Below are 14,100 nucleotides of genomic sequence, written 5' to 3'. Positions count from 1 at the left end.
TACGCCGCCATGCTAGCCCCTGGGCGTGTCGGCCGGACCGACGGCGGCCGGGCGATGATCGGGGCATGACGGATGACGAAGACCGGACGAAGCGGCTGGTGGCGGCGTGGCGGGGGGCCGACCGGGTGCTGTCGCGGAGCCTGCTGGAGCCGACGGTGGGCGAACTGCTGGCGGCGCTGCCCGGACTGGCGGAGGCGGACCCGGACGAGGGCGTGGACGTGTACGGCGACGGGGTGGTCGGCCGGCTGGAGCGGCGCGTCGCGGAGCTGCTGGGCATGGCGGACGCGGCGTTCTTCCCGAGCGGGACGATGGCGCAGCAGGTCGCGCTGCGGTGCTGGGCCGGGCGGACCGGGAACCCGGTGGTGGCCCTGCACCCGATGAGCCACCCCGAGCTGTGGGAGGACGGCGCGCTGTCGACGGTGTCCGGGCTGCGGACGGTGTACCCGCCGCGGGAGGCGCGGCAGCCGACGGCGCGGGAGGTCGCGGAGCTGCCGGAGCCGTTCGGCACGCTGATGCTGGAGCTGCCGCTGCGGGAGGCGGGGTTCCTGCTGCCGACGTGGGAGGAGCTCGTCGCGCTGGTGGAGACGGGGCGGGAGCGGGACGCGGTGGTGCACTTCGACGGGGCGCGGCTGTGGGAGTCCACGGTGCACTTCGGGCGACCGCTGTCGGAGATCGCGGGGCTGGCGGATTCGGTGTACGTGTCCCTCTACAAGTCGCTCGGGGGGCTGAGCGGGGCGGTGCTGGCGGGTTCCGCGTCGCTGGTCGCGGAGGCCAGGGTCTGGCGGCACCGGTACGGGGGCCAGATCTTCCGGCAGTTCCCGCAGGCCCTGTCGGGCCTGGCCGGACTGGAGCGGGTCCTGCCTGAGCTGCCGTCGTACGTGGCCGGGGCGCGGGTGGTGGCGGCGGCGCTGCGGGAGGGCTTCGCGGAGGCGGGGCTGCCGTGGTTCCGGGTGCATCCGGAGGTGCCGCACACGCACCAGTTCCAGGTGTGGCTGCCGTACGAGGCCGAGCGGCTCACGGAGGCGGGCCTGCGGCAGGCGGAGGAGACGGGCCGCGTCCTGTTCCGCCGGTGGTCTCCCGGCGGGCCGCCGGGTGTCTCCCTGACGGAACTGGAAATCACCGCCCCGGGCCTTGCCTGGACCCCGGCGGACGTCCGCGCGGCGGTCGCGGACTTCACCTCCCACCTCTAGCCTCCGGCGGGGGCGGGGGCGGTGCGGGGGTTTACGGACCCCGGTCCGGGCGGTGGCGCGGGGCAACCCGGGCGGGGGGCGGGGGTTACGCCCCCCGGGCCCGGCCCGGACCGGGGCGCGGGGCAACCCGGGCGGGGGCGGGGGTTACGCCCCCGTCTGGGCCCGGTCCGGGCGGGGCAGCCGGGGCCGCGCGCCGCCCGGCCCGGCCCGGGACCCCGTCGTGCCCAGGTGCGGCGCCGCTGCCGGGGGCCTTCCCCCGGACCCCCGCGCCTCAATCGCCGGCGAGGCTGAAATGCCCAGCCGACCCGGTCAGCACCCCGGCCCCCACCCGTTACGGGCCGAGCCCAACCAACTCAGCCCCGCCGGCGCTTGAGGTGCGGCCCGGGCCGAGCCCAACACCGCCGCAGACCGATCGGCGCCAGCCGCCCAACCGGCCGCCACCGGGGCGGAGCCCCACACTGCCGGCGCCGGGGCGGAGCCACACCGCCGGCGCCCCGGGCGGGGTGTCGCTCGGACGGACCGGTGCGGGGGGCGGGGGCGAAGGGCACCGGGAGAATGGGGCGATGAGCGTCACCATCGACATCGCCGGGCTCCCCGCGGAGCGCATCCGCTTCGCGCCCTCCCCCCTCGCGGAACTCTGCATGGCCCTGCACGCGCTCTCCCAGCCCGCCCACCACCCGCACCTCGCGTCCTGGGCCACCGCCACCACCACCGCCCTCGACCCCTGCCTCGCCGACCGGCTGCTCGAAGCCGACTTCCTGTGGCGCGGCTCCTTCTCCGACATCTTCATGCCCTTCGCCGGCACCCCCGGCGGCACCGGCCTGCCCGCCGCGACCCTGGCCGAGGAGCTCGACGTACTCGACCGCCTCGACGACGAGCGCTTCGTGACGGCAGCCCTCGAACACTGTTGGCTCGCGCTCTACGACGAGGGTGGCGCGCCCTCCCCCCTCAAGGACCCCGCCTCCCGCGCCAAGGTCCTGGAGGCCGCCGCCGCCCGCGGCCCGGCGCAGCTGCGGTTCTCCCTGCGGCTGCTGGACGACACCGCCGCCGTCCGCGGCTGGCTGCGTCGCCTCCTGGAGGATTGCGACGAGGCGTTCTTCGCCGAGACCTGGCAACGGATCGGCCCCCAGCAGGTCGCCGACGCCCGGCACAAGACCGAGGTGCTGCGCCGCAAGGGGTTGCCCGCGGTGCTCCGGGAGGTCTCGGCGGCGCTCAGCGTCGACGAGGCCGGGACCACCATCACCGCCGACAAGATGGTCAACGGGTCCACCACCGCCACCGACCCCCGCGTCGGCCCGGGCCTGGTCCTGATACCCACCAATTTCGGCCGGCCGCACCTCCTCGTGCTGCACGCCCCCGGCTGGCGCCCGGTCCTGCATTACCCCCTCGGCTCCCCCGAACCGGCCTCCGCGCCCGGCTCGGTGGAGTTGCTGCGGCTCCGCATGGACGCCCTCGCGCACCCCATGCGGATGCGGTTGTGCCGCAGCCTGGCCCGAGCCCCGTACACCACGGGCGAGTTGGCGACCGTGCACGGCATATCCGCCCCGGAGGTCTCCCGCCACCTCGCCGCGCTCAAGAAGGCCGGCCTGCTGCACACCCGTCGCCAAGGCCGTTACGCGCAGCACCAGTTGGACCTCTCGGCGGTGGCCCGCATCGGTTCGGACTTCATCGAGGGGATCCTGCGGTAACCGGTAGCCGGTAACCGGTAGCCGGTATCGGGCACCCGGTAACCCACCGGACGGTGGCACGCCGGCCGGAACACGACGGCGCGGACGCACCGATATCCGGATTTCACAAACCGGAAGCAGTGAAAGGTCTGGCGACAGCGACGCTTCGCTGCTTACCGTGCGTCCACCGCCCAGCCTGCCTGCCCCTGTTGTCATGAAAGGACCTTCATGCCCTCACGCCGTATAGCCGCAGCCACCACCGCCGCCCTTGCCGCACTGGCCCTCGCCTCCCCGTTGCTGCTCGCCGGACCCGCCGCCGCCGGCAGCCCGCAGAGCGACGCCGCCCAGGGCGACGCGCTGGCGAGGAAGCTGGTCAAGGAGGCGACGGGCAAGGGCGCCGAGAACCATCTGAAGGTCTTCCAGTCGATCGCCGACTACAACAACGGCACGCGCGTGGCCGGTTCGAAGGGCCACGTGCAGTCCGCCCAGTACGTGGAAGCCGTCATGAAGGCGGCCGGGTACAAGGTCACGAAGAACGCGTTCGACTTCGTGTACGTCGAGACGATCGCCGAGACCCTGAAGGTGAAGGGCGCCGCCCCTCGTGACGTCCCGATCAAGCTGATGACATACACCGCGAGCGGTCCGGCCGATGGCGTCACGGCGCGGGTCGCCGTCGTCCCCGTCGACGCGGACGGCACGAACGGCTGCGAGCCGGGCGACTTCGCCCCCGGCGCCTTCACCGGCCGCATCGCGCTCGTCAAGCGCGGCGGCTGCGCCTTCGCCGTCAAGCAGGCCAACGCCGCGGCGGCCGGCGCGGTCGGCGCGATCATCTACAACAACACCGAGGGCGCGCTGAACGGCACCCTCGGCACCGCCGACGCCGGCAAGGTCCCCACCGGCGGCGTCAGCCGGACGGAGGGCGAGAAGCTCGCGGCCGAGGCCGCGGCCGGACCGGTCGAGGTCACCCTGGACCTCCGCGAGCTCCGCGAGAACCGCACGACGTACAACGTCATCGCCGAGACCAGCGGCGGCGACGAGAACAACACCGTCTTCCTCGGCGCGCACCTCGACTCGGTCGCGGCCGGCCCCGGCATCAACGACAACGGCTCCGGCTCGGCCGGCATCCTCCAGGTCGCACAGCGCCTCGCGAGCAGCCAGAAGCACATCAAGAACAAGGTCAAGTTCGCCTGGTGGTCGGCCGAGGAATTCGGCCTGCTCGGCTCCGAGGCGTACGTGGGCGGCCTGACGGACGCGCAGAAGAAGCAGATCCGGCTCTACCTGAACTTCGACATGATCGCCTCGCCGAACGCCGCCTACTTCGTCTACGACGGCGACGACTCGGACAAGGTCGGCTCCGGTCCCGGACCCGAGGGCTCCGCCCAGTTGGAGAAGGGCATCACCGACTTCCTCGACTCGCGGAACATCCCGCACGAGGGCTCGGACTTCACCGGCCGCTCGGACTACGGCCCCTTCATCGAGGCCGGGATCGCGTCCGGGGGCACGGACACGGGCGCCGAGGGCATCAAGACCGCCGAGCAGGCGGCCAAGTTCGGCGGCCAGGCGGGCGTGGCCTACGACGTGAACTACCACGCGAAGGGCGACACCCTCGCCAACATCGACCGCAAGGCGCTCGACATCAACGTCGACGTGATCGCGAACGCGGTCGGCCACTACGCCTACGACCTGGCCCCGCTCGCCCGGCCGGTCGTCGCCGCCCCCGCGGGTGGCGGCGCGTCCGGCAGCGGCGGGGGCCTGCGCGAGGGCCACGACCACGGCGTCACGCAGTAGTCCGGCGCTCCGGCCGGGCGGCGCCACCCGGCGTCGGCCCGGCTGTGGGGGCGGGGCTCCGGCCCCGCCCCCGCCCCGCCCGCCCGAGGGTCAGCGCGGCGTCAGCGCGGCCGGAGCCCCAGTCCGGCCGGCCGACCCGAGCCACCCGAGCCGCCCACGCCGTCCGAGCCGCCCGCCCCGTCCAGGCCCACCGGCTGCACCAGCCACCCGAAGTCCCCGAGGCCGCCGCGAGCGGTGAGTTCGGCCGCCTCCCCCGCCGAGGCCAGCGCGCGCACGTACCCCGCCGGGTCGCTCGACGCCATTGCGAGCGGCGGGCGGGCGCCCGAGACGCCGAGTGATGCCAGCGCCTCCCGTTGGGTGAGCAGCTCCGCGCCCGGTCCCGCGCAGGCGTCGAAGGCGACGTGCGCGGTGATGTCGCAGCTCCCGTCGGGGACCGGCGGGACCTCACGGCCGCCGCGGAAGCCGGTCAGGGTGCCGTACGGGGGCCGGGCCTCGCGGGTGTGCGCGTAGTCCACGGCGACCGCCAGGCCCCGGTCGAGGGTCGCGACGGCCGCCGCCCACGCCTCGTCCCGGGCGCGGCCGATCTCCGCCCGGCCCGTGCCCGGCCACCACCGGTCCAGCCAGGCGCGGTCCCGGCCCTCCAGCGGGCCGCCCGGGGTCTCCGTACCGTCCGGCGCGACCAGCACGTACCGCCCGTCCTCGGCGACGTCCAGCGGTACATTGTCCAGCCACTCGTTGGCGAACAGCAGCCCGGTGGTCCCCTGGGGCGGCGTGGCGACCCAGCGGACCCGGGGGTCCAGCCCCTCGGGCCGGCCCGCGCGCTCCACGGCGTAGGGCCGCACCCGCGCGGCCGTCGCCGCCGGCAGCGCTGCGAGCACCCCGGTCAGGAGCTCCCCGCGCCCGGCCCCCACGTCGACCAGGTCCAGCCCCTCCGGGTGGCCGAGGTCCTCGTCCACCCGGAGGAGGAGCCGGGCCACGGCGCCCGCATAGAGCGGCGAGGCGTGCACGGAGGTACGGAAGTGCCCGGCGGGCCCGGGGCCGCGCGGGTCCACGTAGAAACCGCCCGGCCCGTACAGCGCGCGCTCCATGGCCGTCGACCAGCGGACCGGCCCGATCCCCTCACCCTGAGCGTTCATCCCCCACAGGCTAAGCCGACCCTCCACCTTGGGGAGTACGCCCCCTTCGTACGGATCGCCCCTGTGGTTGACTCCGGCACCTGTCTCCTTTGCCTACGCTGGGTTACGTGCAGCGCCTCTACGACTTCCTCCGCAGACACCCGACCGGGGTGGACGCCTTCTGGGCCGTCCTCCTGTGCGGGATCGCGCTGCTGGACCTGGCGTCCGCCGACCACTACAGCACCGGGAAACGGCTGCTCATCGTCCCCTCGGTGCTCGCGATGGGCGTCGTCATCGCGCTGCGCCGCAAGTGGACGCCGCAGATGTTCTGGCTGGCGGTGGCCACGGGCGCCTATCAGCTGGCCGTCGGGGTCGAGGTGCACAACGGTGACTTCGGCATGCTGGTGATCCTCTACACCGTGGCGGCCTCGGGGGAGATCTCCCGCCGGCTGTCCCGCTTCGCGTTCGCCCTCGGCCTGATCGCCTCGCCGCTGTACGCCCTGCGCTTCCACGTCGACAAGGGCGACACCAGCGACAACTTCTTCTTCACGCTCTTCGCGGTCGTCCCCTTCGCCCTGGCGTGGGTGCTGGGCGACTCCCTGCGCACGCGCCGCGCCTACTACGCGCAACTCGTCGAACGCAACCAGCGGCTGGAGCGGGAGCGCGAGGCGCAGGCCAAGGTGGCCGTCGCCGCCGAGCGCGCCCGGATCGCCCGCGAGCTGCACGACGTCGTCGCGCACAACGTCTCGGTGATGGTCGTCCAGGCGGACGGCGCCGCGTACGTCATGGACGTGGCACCGGAACAGGCCAAGGAGGCGCTCCAGACCATCTCGGGCACCGGCCGGCAGGCGCTGGCCGAGATGCGGCGGCTGCTGGGCGTACTGCGCACCGGCGAGCCGCAGGAGTCCGAGGACTACGTGCCGCAGCCGGACGTCGAGCAGATCGAGGTCCTGGTCGAGCAGGTCCGCACGGCCGGGCTCGACGTCGACTTCGCGGTCGAGGGCGCGCCGCGGCGGCTGCCGAGCGGGGTGGAGCTGACGGCGTACCGGATCGTGCAGGAGGCACTGACCAATACGCGCAAGCACGGGGGCCCGGAGGCGAAGGCGAGCGTCCGGCTGGTCTACTTCGACGACGGGCTCGGCCTGTTGGTCGAGGACGACGGGCGGGGCGCGGCCCACGAACTGTACGAGGACGGCGGCGCCGACGGCGCCGGGCACGGACTGATCGGCATGCGGGAGCGCATCGGTATGGTCGGGGGCACGCTGGAGGCCGGGCCGCGGCCCGGCGGCGGTTTCCGGATCAGCGCGCTCCTCCCACTCAAGAAGAGGTAAGAGGTAACTGATGTCCATCCGCGTGATGCTGGTCGACGACCAGGTGCTGCTGCGCACGGGCTTCCGGATGGTGCTCGCCGCCCAGCCGGACATGGAGGTCGTCGCCGAGGCCGGTGACGGTCTGGAGGCGCTGGAGGTGCTGCGGGCCACGAAGGTGGACGTGGTGCTGATGGACGTCCGGATGCCGAAGCTCGACGGGGTCGAGGCGACGCGGCGCATCTGTGAGCCCGACGAACACCCCAAGGTGATCATCCTGACCACCTTCGACCTGGACGAGTACGCCTTCTCGGGCCTCAAGGCGGGCGCGAGCGGCTTCATGCTCAAGGACGTCCCGCCGGCGGAGCTGCTGGCCGCGATCCGCTCGGTGCACAGCGGCGACGCGGTGGTGGCGCCGTCGACGACGCGGCGACTGCTGGACCGGTTCGCCCCGATGCTGCCGTCGACCTCCCAGGAGCCGCGCAACAAGGAGATCGAGCGGCTGACGGAGCGGGAGCGGGAGGTCATGCTGCTGGTGGCACAGGGCCTCTCGAACGGCGAGATCGCCGCCCGCCTGGTCCTGTCGGAGGCGACGGTGAAGACGCACGTGGGCCGCATCCTGACGAAGCTGGGCCTGCGTGACCGCGTCCAAGTGGTCGTCCTGGCCTACGAATCCGGCCTGGTCCGCGCCGGCGGCGGCCCAACCGCCTGACCCGGGGCCGGGGGGCGGGGGCCGGGCGCCGTCAGGTCATCCAGCGGTCCGGGCGGGATGTCGCGCGGGAGGTGCGGGAGCGGTCCGCCTGGGCGTGGAGGAGGCCGGTGGCCTCGGGGGACGGGCGCAGGCGGGCCGTCACCGTGCCGTCGGCGCCGGTGTCGACGTGGACGTCCGCGACGCCGTGCAGCCGTTTCCAGGGCCCCCGGGTAAGCCGGACGCTCTGTACCTTCGCGTGCGGGACGATCTCCGTACGGCGGCACAGGAGCCCCCGCCGGGCGGCGAAGACCTCCGCGGAGACGGCCACGCCGTAGCCCCGCCACCAGATCGGGACCACCCACCGCGCGCCGGACCGCGAGGCGCGGTCGAAGCTCAGGGCCGCCAGGTCCACGCCCGGCAGCACCCGCGCGATGACCTCGTACGCGGCGGCCCGCGCGGCCACCGGCACCAGGACGTCGTTCTTCGAGCCCGCCACCGCCAGCTCCACCCGGACCCAGCCCCGCCACCGCCACAGCAGTGGCTCGACGATCCGGACGGTCTGCACCCGGCCCGGCGGCACCGTCTCGTGCACCCGGTCCGCCAGCCCGTGGTCGAGCCGCAGCCCGTCGGGGGATTCCGCGACCGTCCAGTCGTACTCGGCGAGGAACCGGCCCGCGCTGCCGCTCCAGGCCCAGCCGAGCAACGGCAGCAGCGCGACCGCGGCCGCCCAGGGGTTGGCACTGAACCACCACACCACCACCGGTACGAGCAGCCCCCCGGCGACCGCGGCCAGCACCCCCAGGCTCAGCAGCAGGGAGGCCACCAGCTCGCGCGCCCCGACCCGCAGCAGCGCGCGCTCCGGGGCCTCGCCGAGCGCGACCGCCTCGGCCGGGGCGAATCCGGCGGCCCGCGCGAGGAGTTCGGCGCGCAGCGCGGCGGCGTCCCGCTCGGCCAGGTACGCCAGCTCGTCCTTGTCCTCGGCGCCGATGACGTCGATCCGCAGCTTCGCGACCCCGGCGAGCCGGGCCGGCAGCGGCCGGGTGACGTCCACCGCCTGGACCCGGTCGAGCCGGATGTGGGCGGTGCGGCGGAAGAGCAGCCCGCTGCGGATGCGCAGCTCGGTGTCGGTGACCGCGTAGTGGGTGAACCACCAGCTCAGCAGCCCGTACGTACCGAAGACGAGGAGCAGCGCGACGAGCACCAGGAAGCGGAACGACACGGGCAGCTCGGTGATCCACTCCTCGGCGCGGTCGCCCTGCTGCGCGACCACACCGATGATCGCCGCGATCGGCACCCAGGCGCGCAACAGCGGGGTCAGCGGGTGCAGCCGCCGCTCGTCCGCCGGGGCCGCCGGCACCGCCGCCGGTGCCGGCGGCTTCACGCCCTCGGCGCCCTCGGCGTCCGCCGTGCTCACAGGCCGGCCGATCGGGCCTCGCCCAGCTCCGTCAGCCGATCGCGCAGCCGCTCGGCCTCCTCCGGCACCAACCCGGGGATCTTCGCGTCGGTCGCCGCGGCCGCCGTGTGCAGTTGTACGGAGGCCAGCCCGAAGCGCCGCTCCAGCGGCCCCGAGGTCACCTCCACCAGCTGCATCCGCCCGTACGGGACCACGGTCTGGGTGCGCCACAGGACCCCCCGGCTGATCAGCAGGTCATCGGCCCGCTCCGCGTACCGCCAGGACCGCCAGTTCCGCCCGAGCAGCACCCGGCCCCACGCGAGCGCGCCCAGCCACACCGCGCCGCAGGCCGCCCACGCCGGGCCGACGGCCAGCCCCAGTACGACCCCCGTCACCACCGCGAGGAGCACCGCCCAGAACGTCAGCAGCAGTCGGCGGAGCCTGAGCAGGCCGCCCGGCAATCCCACCCAGTCGGGGAGGCTCGTCTCACCCGTTGTCCCGGTTTCCATGCGCACAGCGTAGGGCTGAGACAATGCGGCCATGACGGAGACCACGGTCGGCATCGGCGGAGCGGCGGAGAGCACCGACATGGTGCTCAACATCGGGCCGCAGCACCCTTCCACGCATGGCGTGCTGCGCCTGCGCCTCGTCCTGGACGGGGAGCGCATCGTCAGCGCCGAGCCGGTGGTCGGCTACATGCACCGCGGCGCCGAGAAGCTCTTCGAGGCCCGCGACTACCGGCAGATCGTGATGCTGGCCAACCGCCACGACTGGCTGTCGGCGTTCTCGAACGAGCTGGGCGTGGTCATGGCCGTCGAGCGGATGCTGGGCATGGAGGTCCCCGAGCGGGCCGTGTGGATGCGGACCCTGCTCGCCGAGCTGAACCGGGTGCTGAACCACCTGATGTTCCTCGGGTCGTACCCGCTCGAACTGGGCGGAATCACTCCGATCTTCCACGCGTTCCGCGAGCGCGAGGAGCTCCAGGCCGTCATGGAGGAGATCTCCGGCGGCCGGATGCACTACATGTTCAACCGGGTCGGCGGCCTCAAGGAGGACCTGCCGGCCGGCTGGCTCGGCCGGGCCCGCGCCGCCGTCGCCGACGTCCGCACCCGCATGGACGTCTACGACAAGCTGGTCCACGGCAACGAGATCTTCCGCGGACGCACGCGCGGGGTGGGCGTGCTGTCGGCCGAGGCCGTGCACGCGTACGGGGTCTCCGGCCCGATCGCCCGCGCCTCCGGCGTCGACTTCGACCTGCGCCGCGACGAGCCGTACCTGGCCTACGGCGAGCTGCAGGACGTCCTCAAGGTGGTCACCCGCACCGAGGGCGACTGCCTGGCCCGCTTCGAGGTCCTGCTCGACCAGACGCACAACGCGCTCGACCTCGCCGAAGCCTGCCTGGACCGGATGGCGGAACTGGCGCCCGGGCCGGTCAACCAGCGCCTGCCCAAGGTGCTGAAGGCGCCCGAGGGGAGCACGTACGCCTGGACCGAGAACCCCCTCGGCATCAACGGCTACTACCTCGTCTCGAAGGGCGAGAAGACCCCGTACCGGCTCAAGCTGCGCTCGGCGTCCTTCAACAACATCCAGGCGCTGGCGGTACTGCTGCCCGGGCAGTTGGTCGCGGACATGGTGGCGATCCTGGGTTCGCTGTTCTTCGTGGTCGGCGACATCGACAAGTAGCCCGCCGGGGCGGGGTGCCGGCCCGGATGCCGGGGCCGGTTGTCGGTGGCGGGGTGCAGACTGGGGGCATGTCCCACTCCCCCCGGCGGGCCTGTCCCGCCTGTGGCCGCGACTGCGCCGTGACGGCCGGGCGGATCGCCCGCCACGACCCGCCCGCCGGCCGGGAGCGCGGCGGGCTGGTGTCCTGCCCCGGCTCCCGCGCCCGCGTGGTGCTGGGCGCTTCCGCCCCCACCCTGGACGGCTTCGTCCTGGGCCCGCACCCGGGGCAGCTTCCGTTGTTCTGACCCGCCGCGGTCCGGGATCGGGCCGCGGGCACGTCCTACGAAATGGCGCTGCGCAGGCGGGCCACGTCGACCGGCTCGGTCTCGTCGTGCGCCGTCAGGTCGATGACCTGGCCCAGCGCCCGCTGTTCGGCGGTCGGGGCCTTGAACTCCGGTTCGGCGTCGCTCTGTCCGGTCGACTCCGCCTTGTGCACCGCGAGCACCTCCGCGCCGACGACGTCCGCGAGGTCCTCGTTCTGCACGGACTCGATGACGGCGCGGGCCTGGGCGGCGGTCTTGGTGCCGAAGAAGTCGAAGCCGCCCTCGACGCGCGAGGCCGGCCGCCGGGGCGCCGCGTACGGGGCCACCGTCGCCGCGAGCCGCCGGGCCGGAAGCTGCGCACCCGCCGCACCCGCGGCCGTACGGCCGTGACCGCCGGAGCCGGCCGCCGCAGCGGCATCCCCGGACGCCCCCACGACCCCTGCGGCCCCGGCCGCCTCCGAGACGCTTGACGCGCCCGAGGCGCCCGACGCCGCGGCCCGCTGCTCCGCCTTGCGCACCAGCGCGGCCATCGCCGCGTTGGCCCGCGCGTAGCCGACGGCCGTGGGCGCCCCGCTGCCGTCGCGCTCCTGCGACACCGCCGGGAGTTCCTTCGGCCCGGCCGATCCCGAAGCCGCCTCGATGGCGAGCAGCCTGCGCCGCTCCAGCGCGCCGGCGCGCTCCGTCTCGGCGGTCGCGTACCGGCGCAGCAGTGCGGCGTGTTCGCTGCGCAGGCCCGCCAGTTCGACCCGCTTGGCGCGCAGCTTGGCGTCCAGCTTGGCGCGCAGCACACGGGCTTCCTCGAGATCGGATTCGAGCTCGGCTATCCGCTCTTCCGTCTTCCACTCGTCCTTGACCCGCTCGCGAGCGAGCTCCGCCACCCGGCGACCGGCCGAGCGGTCCCAGGAGCGCATGACGACGGCGCCGGCCACGCCCGCGGCTGCCGTGAGGGCCACGAGCAGGCGCAGCGCCACCGGTTCCGCGAGCAGCCAGGCCGCGCCGGCACCGGCCACGGATACACCGGCGACGGCAGTCGGCGTGAGCAGACGGTGCAGAGGTTCTGGATTGCGGTGGCGTCCACGGGGCATGGCCTGAAATTTACAGGGCGTAGACGTGGTGTGGGGTAGCCGCCCGGCAATCTCTTACCAGGCGGTTACCCGTCATTTCCACATCAAACGCGTAACTGATCTTCGTGCGGCGCTACTTCTTGAGCAGACCCTTGGATTCCAGGTACGCCTTGGCGACATCGGCGGCCTTCGCGCGCTCCGCGTCCACCTTCCGGTTGAGGTCGACGAGGTCGGCCGTCGTCAGCGTCTTGGTGAGCCCGTCGAGCGCCGCCGCGACCTCCGGGGCGCCGGCGTCCTTGGCGTTGACCACCGGCAGGACGTTGTCGGCGTTCTGGAGCTTCTTGTCGTCCTCCAGCAGGACCAGGCCGTAGCTGTCGAGCGTGGCGTCGGTGGTCGTGGTCAGCACGAGCTGGTCCACGCCGTCCTTGACGGCCTGCTTGGCCTGCGGGGTGCCCACGCCCTTCGGGTCAATACCGGAGACCGAAATTCCGTATGTCGTCTCCAAACCCGGCCGGCAGAAGGGGCGGACGGCGCATTCGTCACCGGCCGCGATCTTCACCTTGAGTCCGGACTTGCCGAGATCGGAAAGGGTCTTGAGGTTGTTCTTCGCGGCGAATTCCTTCGTGACCGCGAAAGCGTTCTGGTCGACCGCCGAGCCGGCCGGCAACGCCTTGAGGCCCAGCGGGGTCGCGAGCTTCTCCAGCGCCGCCACCGTCGCCGTGGCGTCGCTCGACGCGACCGGCTTGTCCTTCGGCGCGTCCTTGCCGTTGACCTTGGCGTTCAGGAACTCCGCGAGGGTGGCCGCGTACTCCGGGACGACGTCGATCTCGCCCTTCTCCAGCGACGGTTCGTACAGCTCACGGTTGTTGACGGTGGTGACGGAGGTGGAGTAACCCGCGTTGCCGAGGACCTGCGCGTACAGCTCCGCCAGCACGTTGGACTCGGTGAAACCGGCCGCGCCGATCACCAGCTTGCCCTTGGCGTCGCCCTTCGAGGACGACGAGGAGGCCGAGCCGCCGTCCTTCGACTTCTCCAGGCTGTCGCCGCCGCACGCGGTGAGCGATGCGGCCAGGGCGGCCGCACCCAGCACCGCGCCGAGGACGTGCAGGGACTTGCTCATGTGGGGCTCCTCCAAGGAGTGGGGCGGACGGAAAGAATCGAAAGTCACGGGGGGACGGCAGGGCGGCGGCGGACAGGACGACGGGGGCCGCGGCGGCACCGGGACGGTCAGCGGGCCGCCGGCGGGTGGCGCGGCAACAACCGGTCCGCCGCCACCAGCGCCCCCTCCACCAGCAGGGCCAGCAGCGCCACGAGCACGGCGCCCGCCACCACCTGCGCGGTGTTGTACGTGTTGAACCCGGCGGTGATGATCCGGCCCAGGCCCCCCTGGCCGACCATCGCCGCGATCGTGGCGGTGGCGATGACCTGGACGGCGCCCGAGCGCAGGCCCGTCATCACCAGCCCCCGCGCCAGCGGCAGTTCCACCCTTAGGAAGAGCTGGCTCCCGGACATCCCCATGCCCCGGGCCGCCTCGACCACCGAGCGGTCCACCTCGCGCATGCCCACGTACGCGTTGGTCAGCAGCGGTGGGATCGCGAACAGCACGAGCGCGATGACGGTCGGCAGATAGCCGGCGCTGCGCAGCGGCGAGACCATGAACAGGGCCAGGACCGCGAAGACCGGGACGGCCCTCCCGACGTTGGACACGTTCACCGCGAGGGCGCCGCCCTTGCCGAGGTGCCCGAGCCACAGCCCGAGCGGCAGCGCCACCGCGCAGGCGACGCCCAACGCGACCCCGCTGACGAACACGTGCTCGCCGAGCCGGTGCCAGACGCCGTTCTCGCCGGCCCAGTTGGCGCCGTCCGTCAACCAGTCCCACGCCCCGCCCAGTACACCCATG

13 protein-coding genes are annotated in these 14,100 nt (G+C 73.5%); 7 read left to right on the top strand and 6 right to left on the bottom strand.

Translation table 11 applies throughout. The features are described 5' to 3' along the window. Positions 1-65: 65 nt before the first annotated feature. The 3 genes from ACFVXJ_RS28420 (at position 66) to ACFVXJ_RS28410 (ending at position 4,645) form a co-directional block, all read left to right on the top strand. A complete protein-coding gene (locus tag ACFVXJ_RS28420; protein WP_389665972.1) occupies positions 66-1,190 on the top strand; it encodes a threonine aldolase family protein in 1,125 nt (374 codons plus the stop codon). A gap of 563 nt (positions 1,191-1,753) precedes the next feature. Further along, entirely contained in the window at positions 1,754-2,878 is a 1,125-nt protein-coding gene (locus tag ACFVXJ_RS28415) for a DUF5937 family protein (protein ID WP_389665970.1), read from the top strand. A gap of 207 nt (positions 2,879-3,085) precedes the next feature. After that, positions 3,086-4,645, top strand: coding sequence for a M28 family metallopeptidase (locus ACFVXJ_RS28410; protein ID WP_389665968.1), 1,560 nt, complete (start codon positions 3,086-3,088; stop codon positions 4,643-4,645). Between the two features lie 101 nt (positions 4,646-4,746). On the opposite strand, the gene ACFVXJ_RS28405 is transcribed toward ACFVXJ_RS28410, so the two are convergent. After that, the gene (locus ACFVXJ_RS28405; RefSeq protein ID WP_389665966.1) at positions 4,747-5,781 is read right to left on the bottom strand and encodes an SAM-dependent methyltransferase; all 1,035 of its coding nucleotides are present in this window, start codon (positions 5,779-5,781) and stop codon (positions 4,747-4,749) included. Positions 5,782-5,888: 107 nt separating this feature from the next. Here ACFVXJ_RS28405 and ACFVXJ_RS28400 point away from each other — a divergent pair, with 107 nt between their 5' ends. Together ACFVXJ_RS28400 and ACFVXJ_RS28395 are read left to right on the top strand one after the other, a co-directional pair. Further along, positions 5,889-7,091: a sensor histidine kinase gene (locus tag ACFVXJ_RS28400; protein ID WP_389665964.1), complete on the top strand. Its 1,203-nt coding sequence runs from the start codon at positions 5,889-5,891 to the stop codon at positions 7,089-7,091. A 10-nt stretch (positions 7,092-7,101) separates the two neighbouring features. Then, positions 7,102-7,779 carry a response regulator gene (locus ACFVXJ_RS28395; RefSeq protein ID WP_389665962.1) on the top strand — a complete coding sequence of 226 codons (678 nt, stop codon included), beginning with the start codon at positions 7,102-7,104 and terminating at the stop codon, positions 7,777-7,779. 31 nt (positions 7,780-7,810) lie between these two features. Here ACFVXJ_RS28395 and ACFVXJ_RS28390 read toward each other — a convergent pair whose 3' ends face one another. Together ACFVXJ_RS28390 and ACFVXJ_RS28385 are read right to left on the bottom strand one after the other, a co-directional pair. After that, positions 7,811-9,172 (bottom strand): PH domain-containing protein, encoded by a 1,362-nt coding sequence (locus ACFVXJ_RS28390; protein ID WP_389665960.1) that lies wholly within the window; start codon positions 9,170-9,172, stop codon positions 7,811-7,813. Next, positions 9,169-9,660, bottom strand: a complete 492-nt coding sequence (locus ACFVXJ_RS28385) for a PH domain-containing protein (RefSeq protein ID WP_389665958.1) — start codon at positions 9,658-9,660, stop codon at positions 9,169-9,171. The genes ACFVXJ_RS28390 and ACFVXJ_RS28385 overlap by 4 nt, the downstream gene beginning before the upstream one ends. 31 nt (positions 9,661-9,691) lie before the next feature. On the opposite strand from ACFVXJ_RS28385, the gene ACFVXJ_RS28380 reads away from it, so the two are divergent. Beyond that, a complete protein-coding gene (locus ACFVXJ_RS28380) occupies positions 9,692-10,834 on the top strand; it encodes an NADH-quinone oxidoreductase subunit D (protein WP_361317676.1) in 1,143 nt (380 codons plus the stop codon). 68 nt (positions 10,835-10,902) lie between these two features. Next, a complete protein-coding gene (locus tag ACFVXJ_RS28375) occupies positions 10,903-11,118 on the top strand; it encodes a hypothetical protein (protein WP_389665956.1) in 216 nt (71 codons plus the stop codon). A 35-nt stretch (positions 11,119-11,153) separates the two neighbouring features. On the opposite strand, the gene ACFVXJ_RS28370 is transcribed toward ACFVXJ_RS28375, so the two are convergent. From ACFVXJ_RS28370 to ACFVXJ_RS28360, 3 genes are all read right to left on the bottom strand, one after another. Next, positions 11,154-12,221: a hypothetical protein gene (locus ACFVXJ_RS28370; protein ID WP_389665954.1), complete on the bottom strand. Its 1,068-nt coding sequence runs from the start codon at positions 12,219-12,221 to the stop codon at positions 11,154-11,156. Positions 12,222-12,333: 112 nt separating this feature from the next. Further along, a complete protein-coding gene (locus ACFVXJ_RS28365) occupies positions 12,334-13,320 on the bottom strand; it encodes an ABC transporter substrate-binding protein (RefSeq protein WP_389665952.1) in 987 nt (328 codons plus the stop codon). 107 nt (positions 13,321-13,427) lie between these two features. Continuing rightward, a complete protein-coding gene (locus ACFVXJ_RS28360; protein ID WP_389665950.1) occupies positions 13,428-14,099 on the bottom strand; it encodes an ABC transporter permease in 672 nt (223 codons plus the stop codon). Between the last annotated feature and the right edge of the window lies 1 nt (position 14,100).

This window comes from Streptomyces sp. NPDC058279, assembly GCF_042881255.1.
Lineage (GTDB): Bacteria > Actinomycetota > Actinomycetes > Streptomycetales > Streptomycetaceae > Streptomyces.
This window is presented reverse-complemented; position numbering and strand designations above follow the sequence as displayed.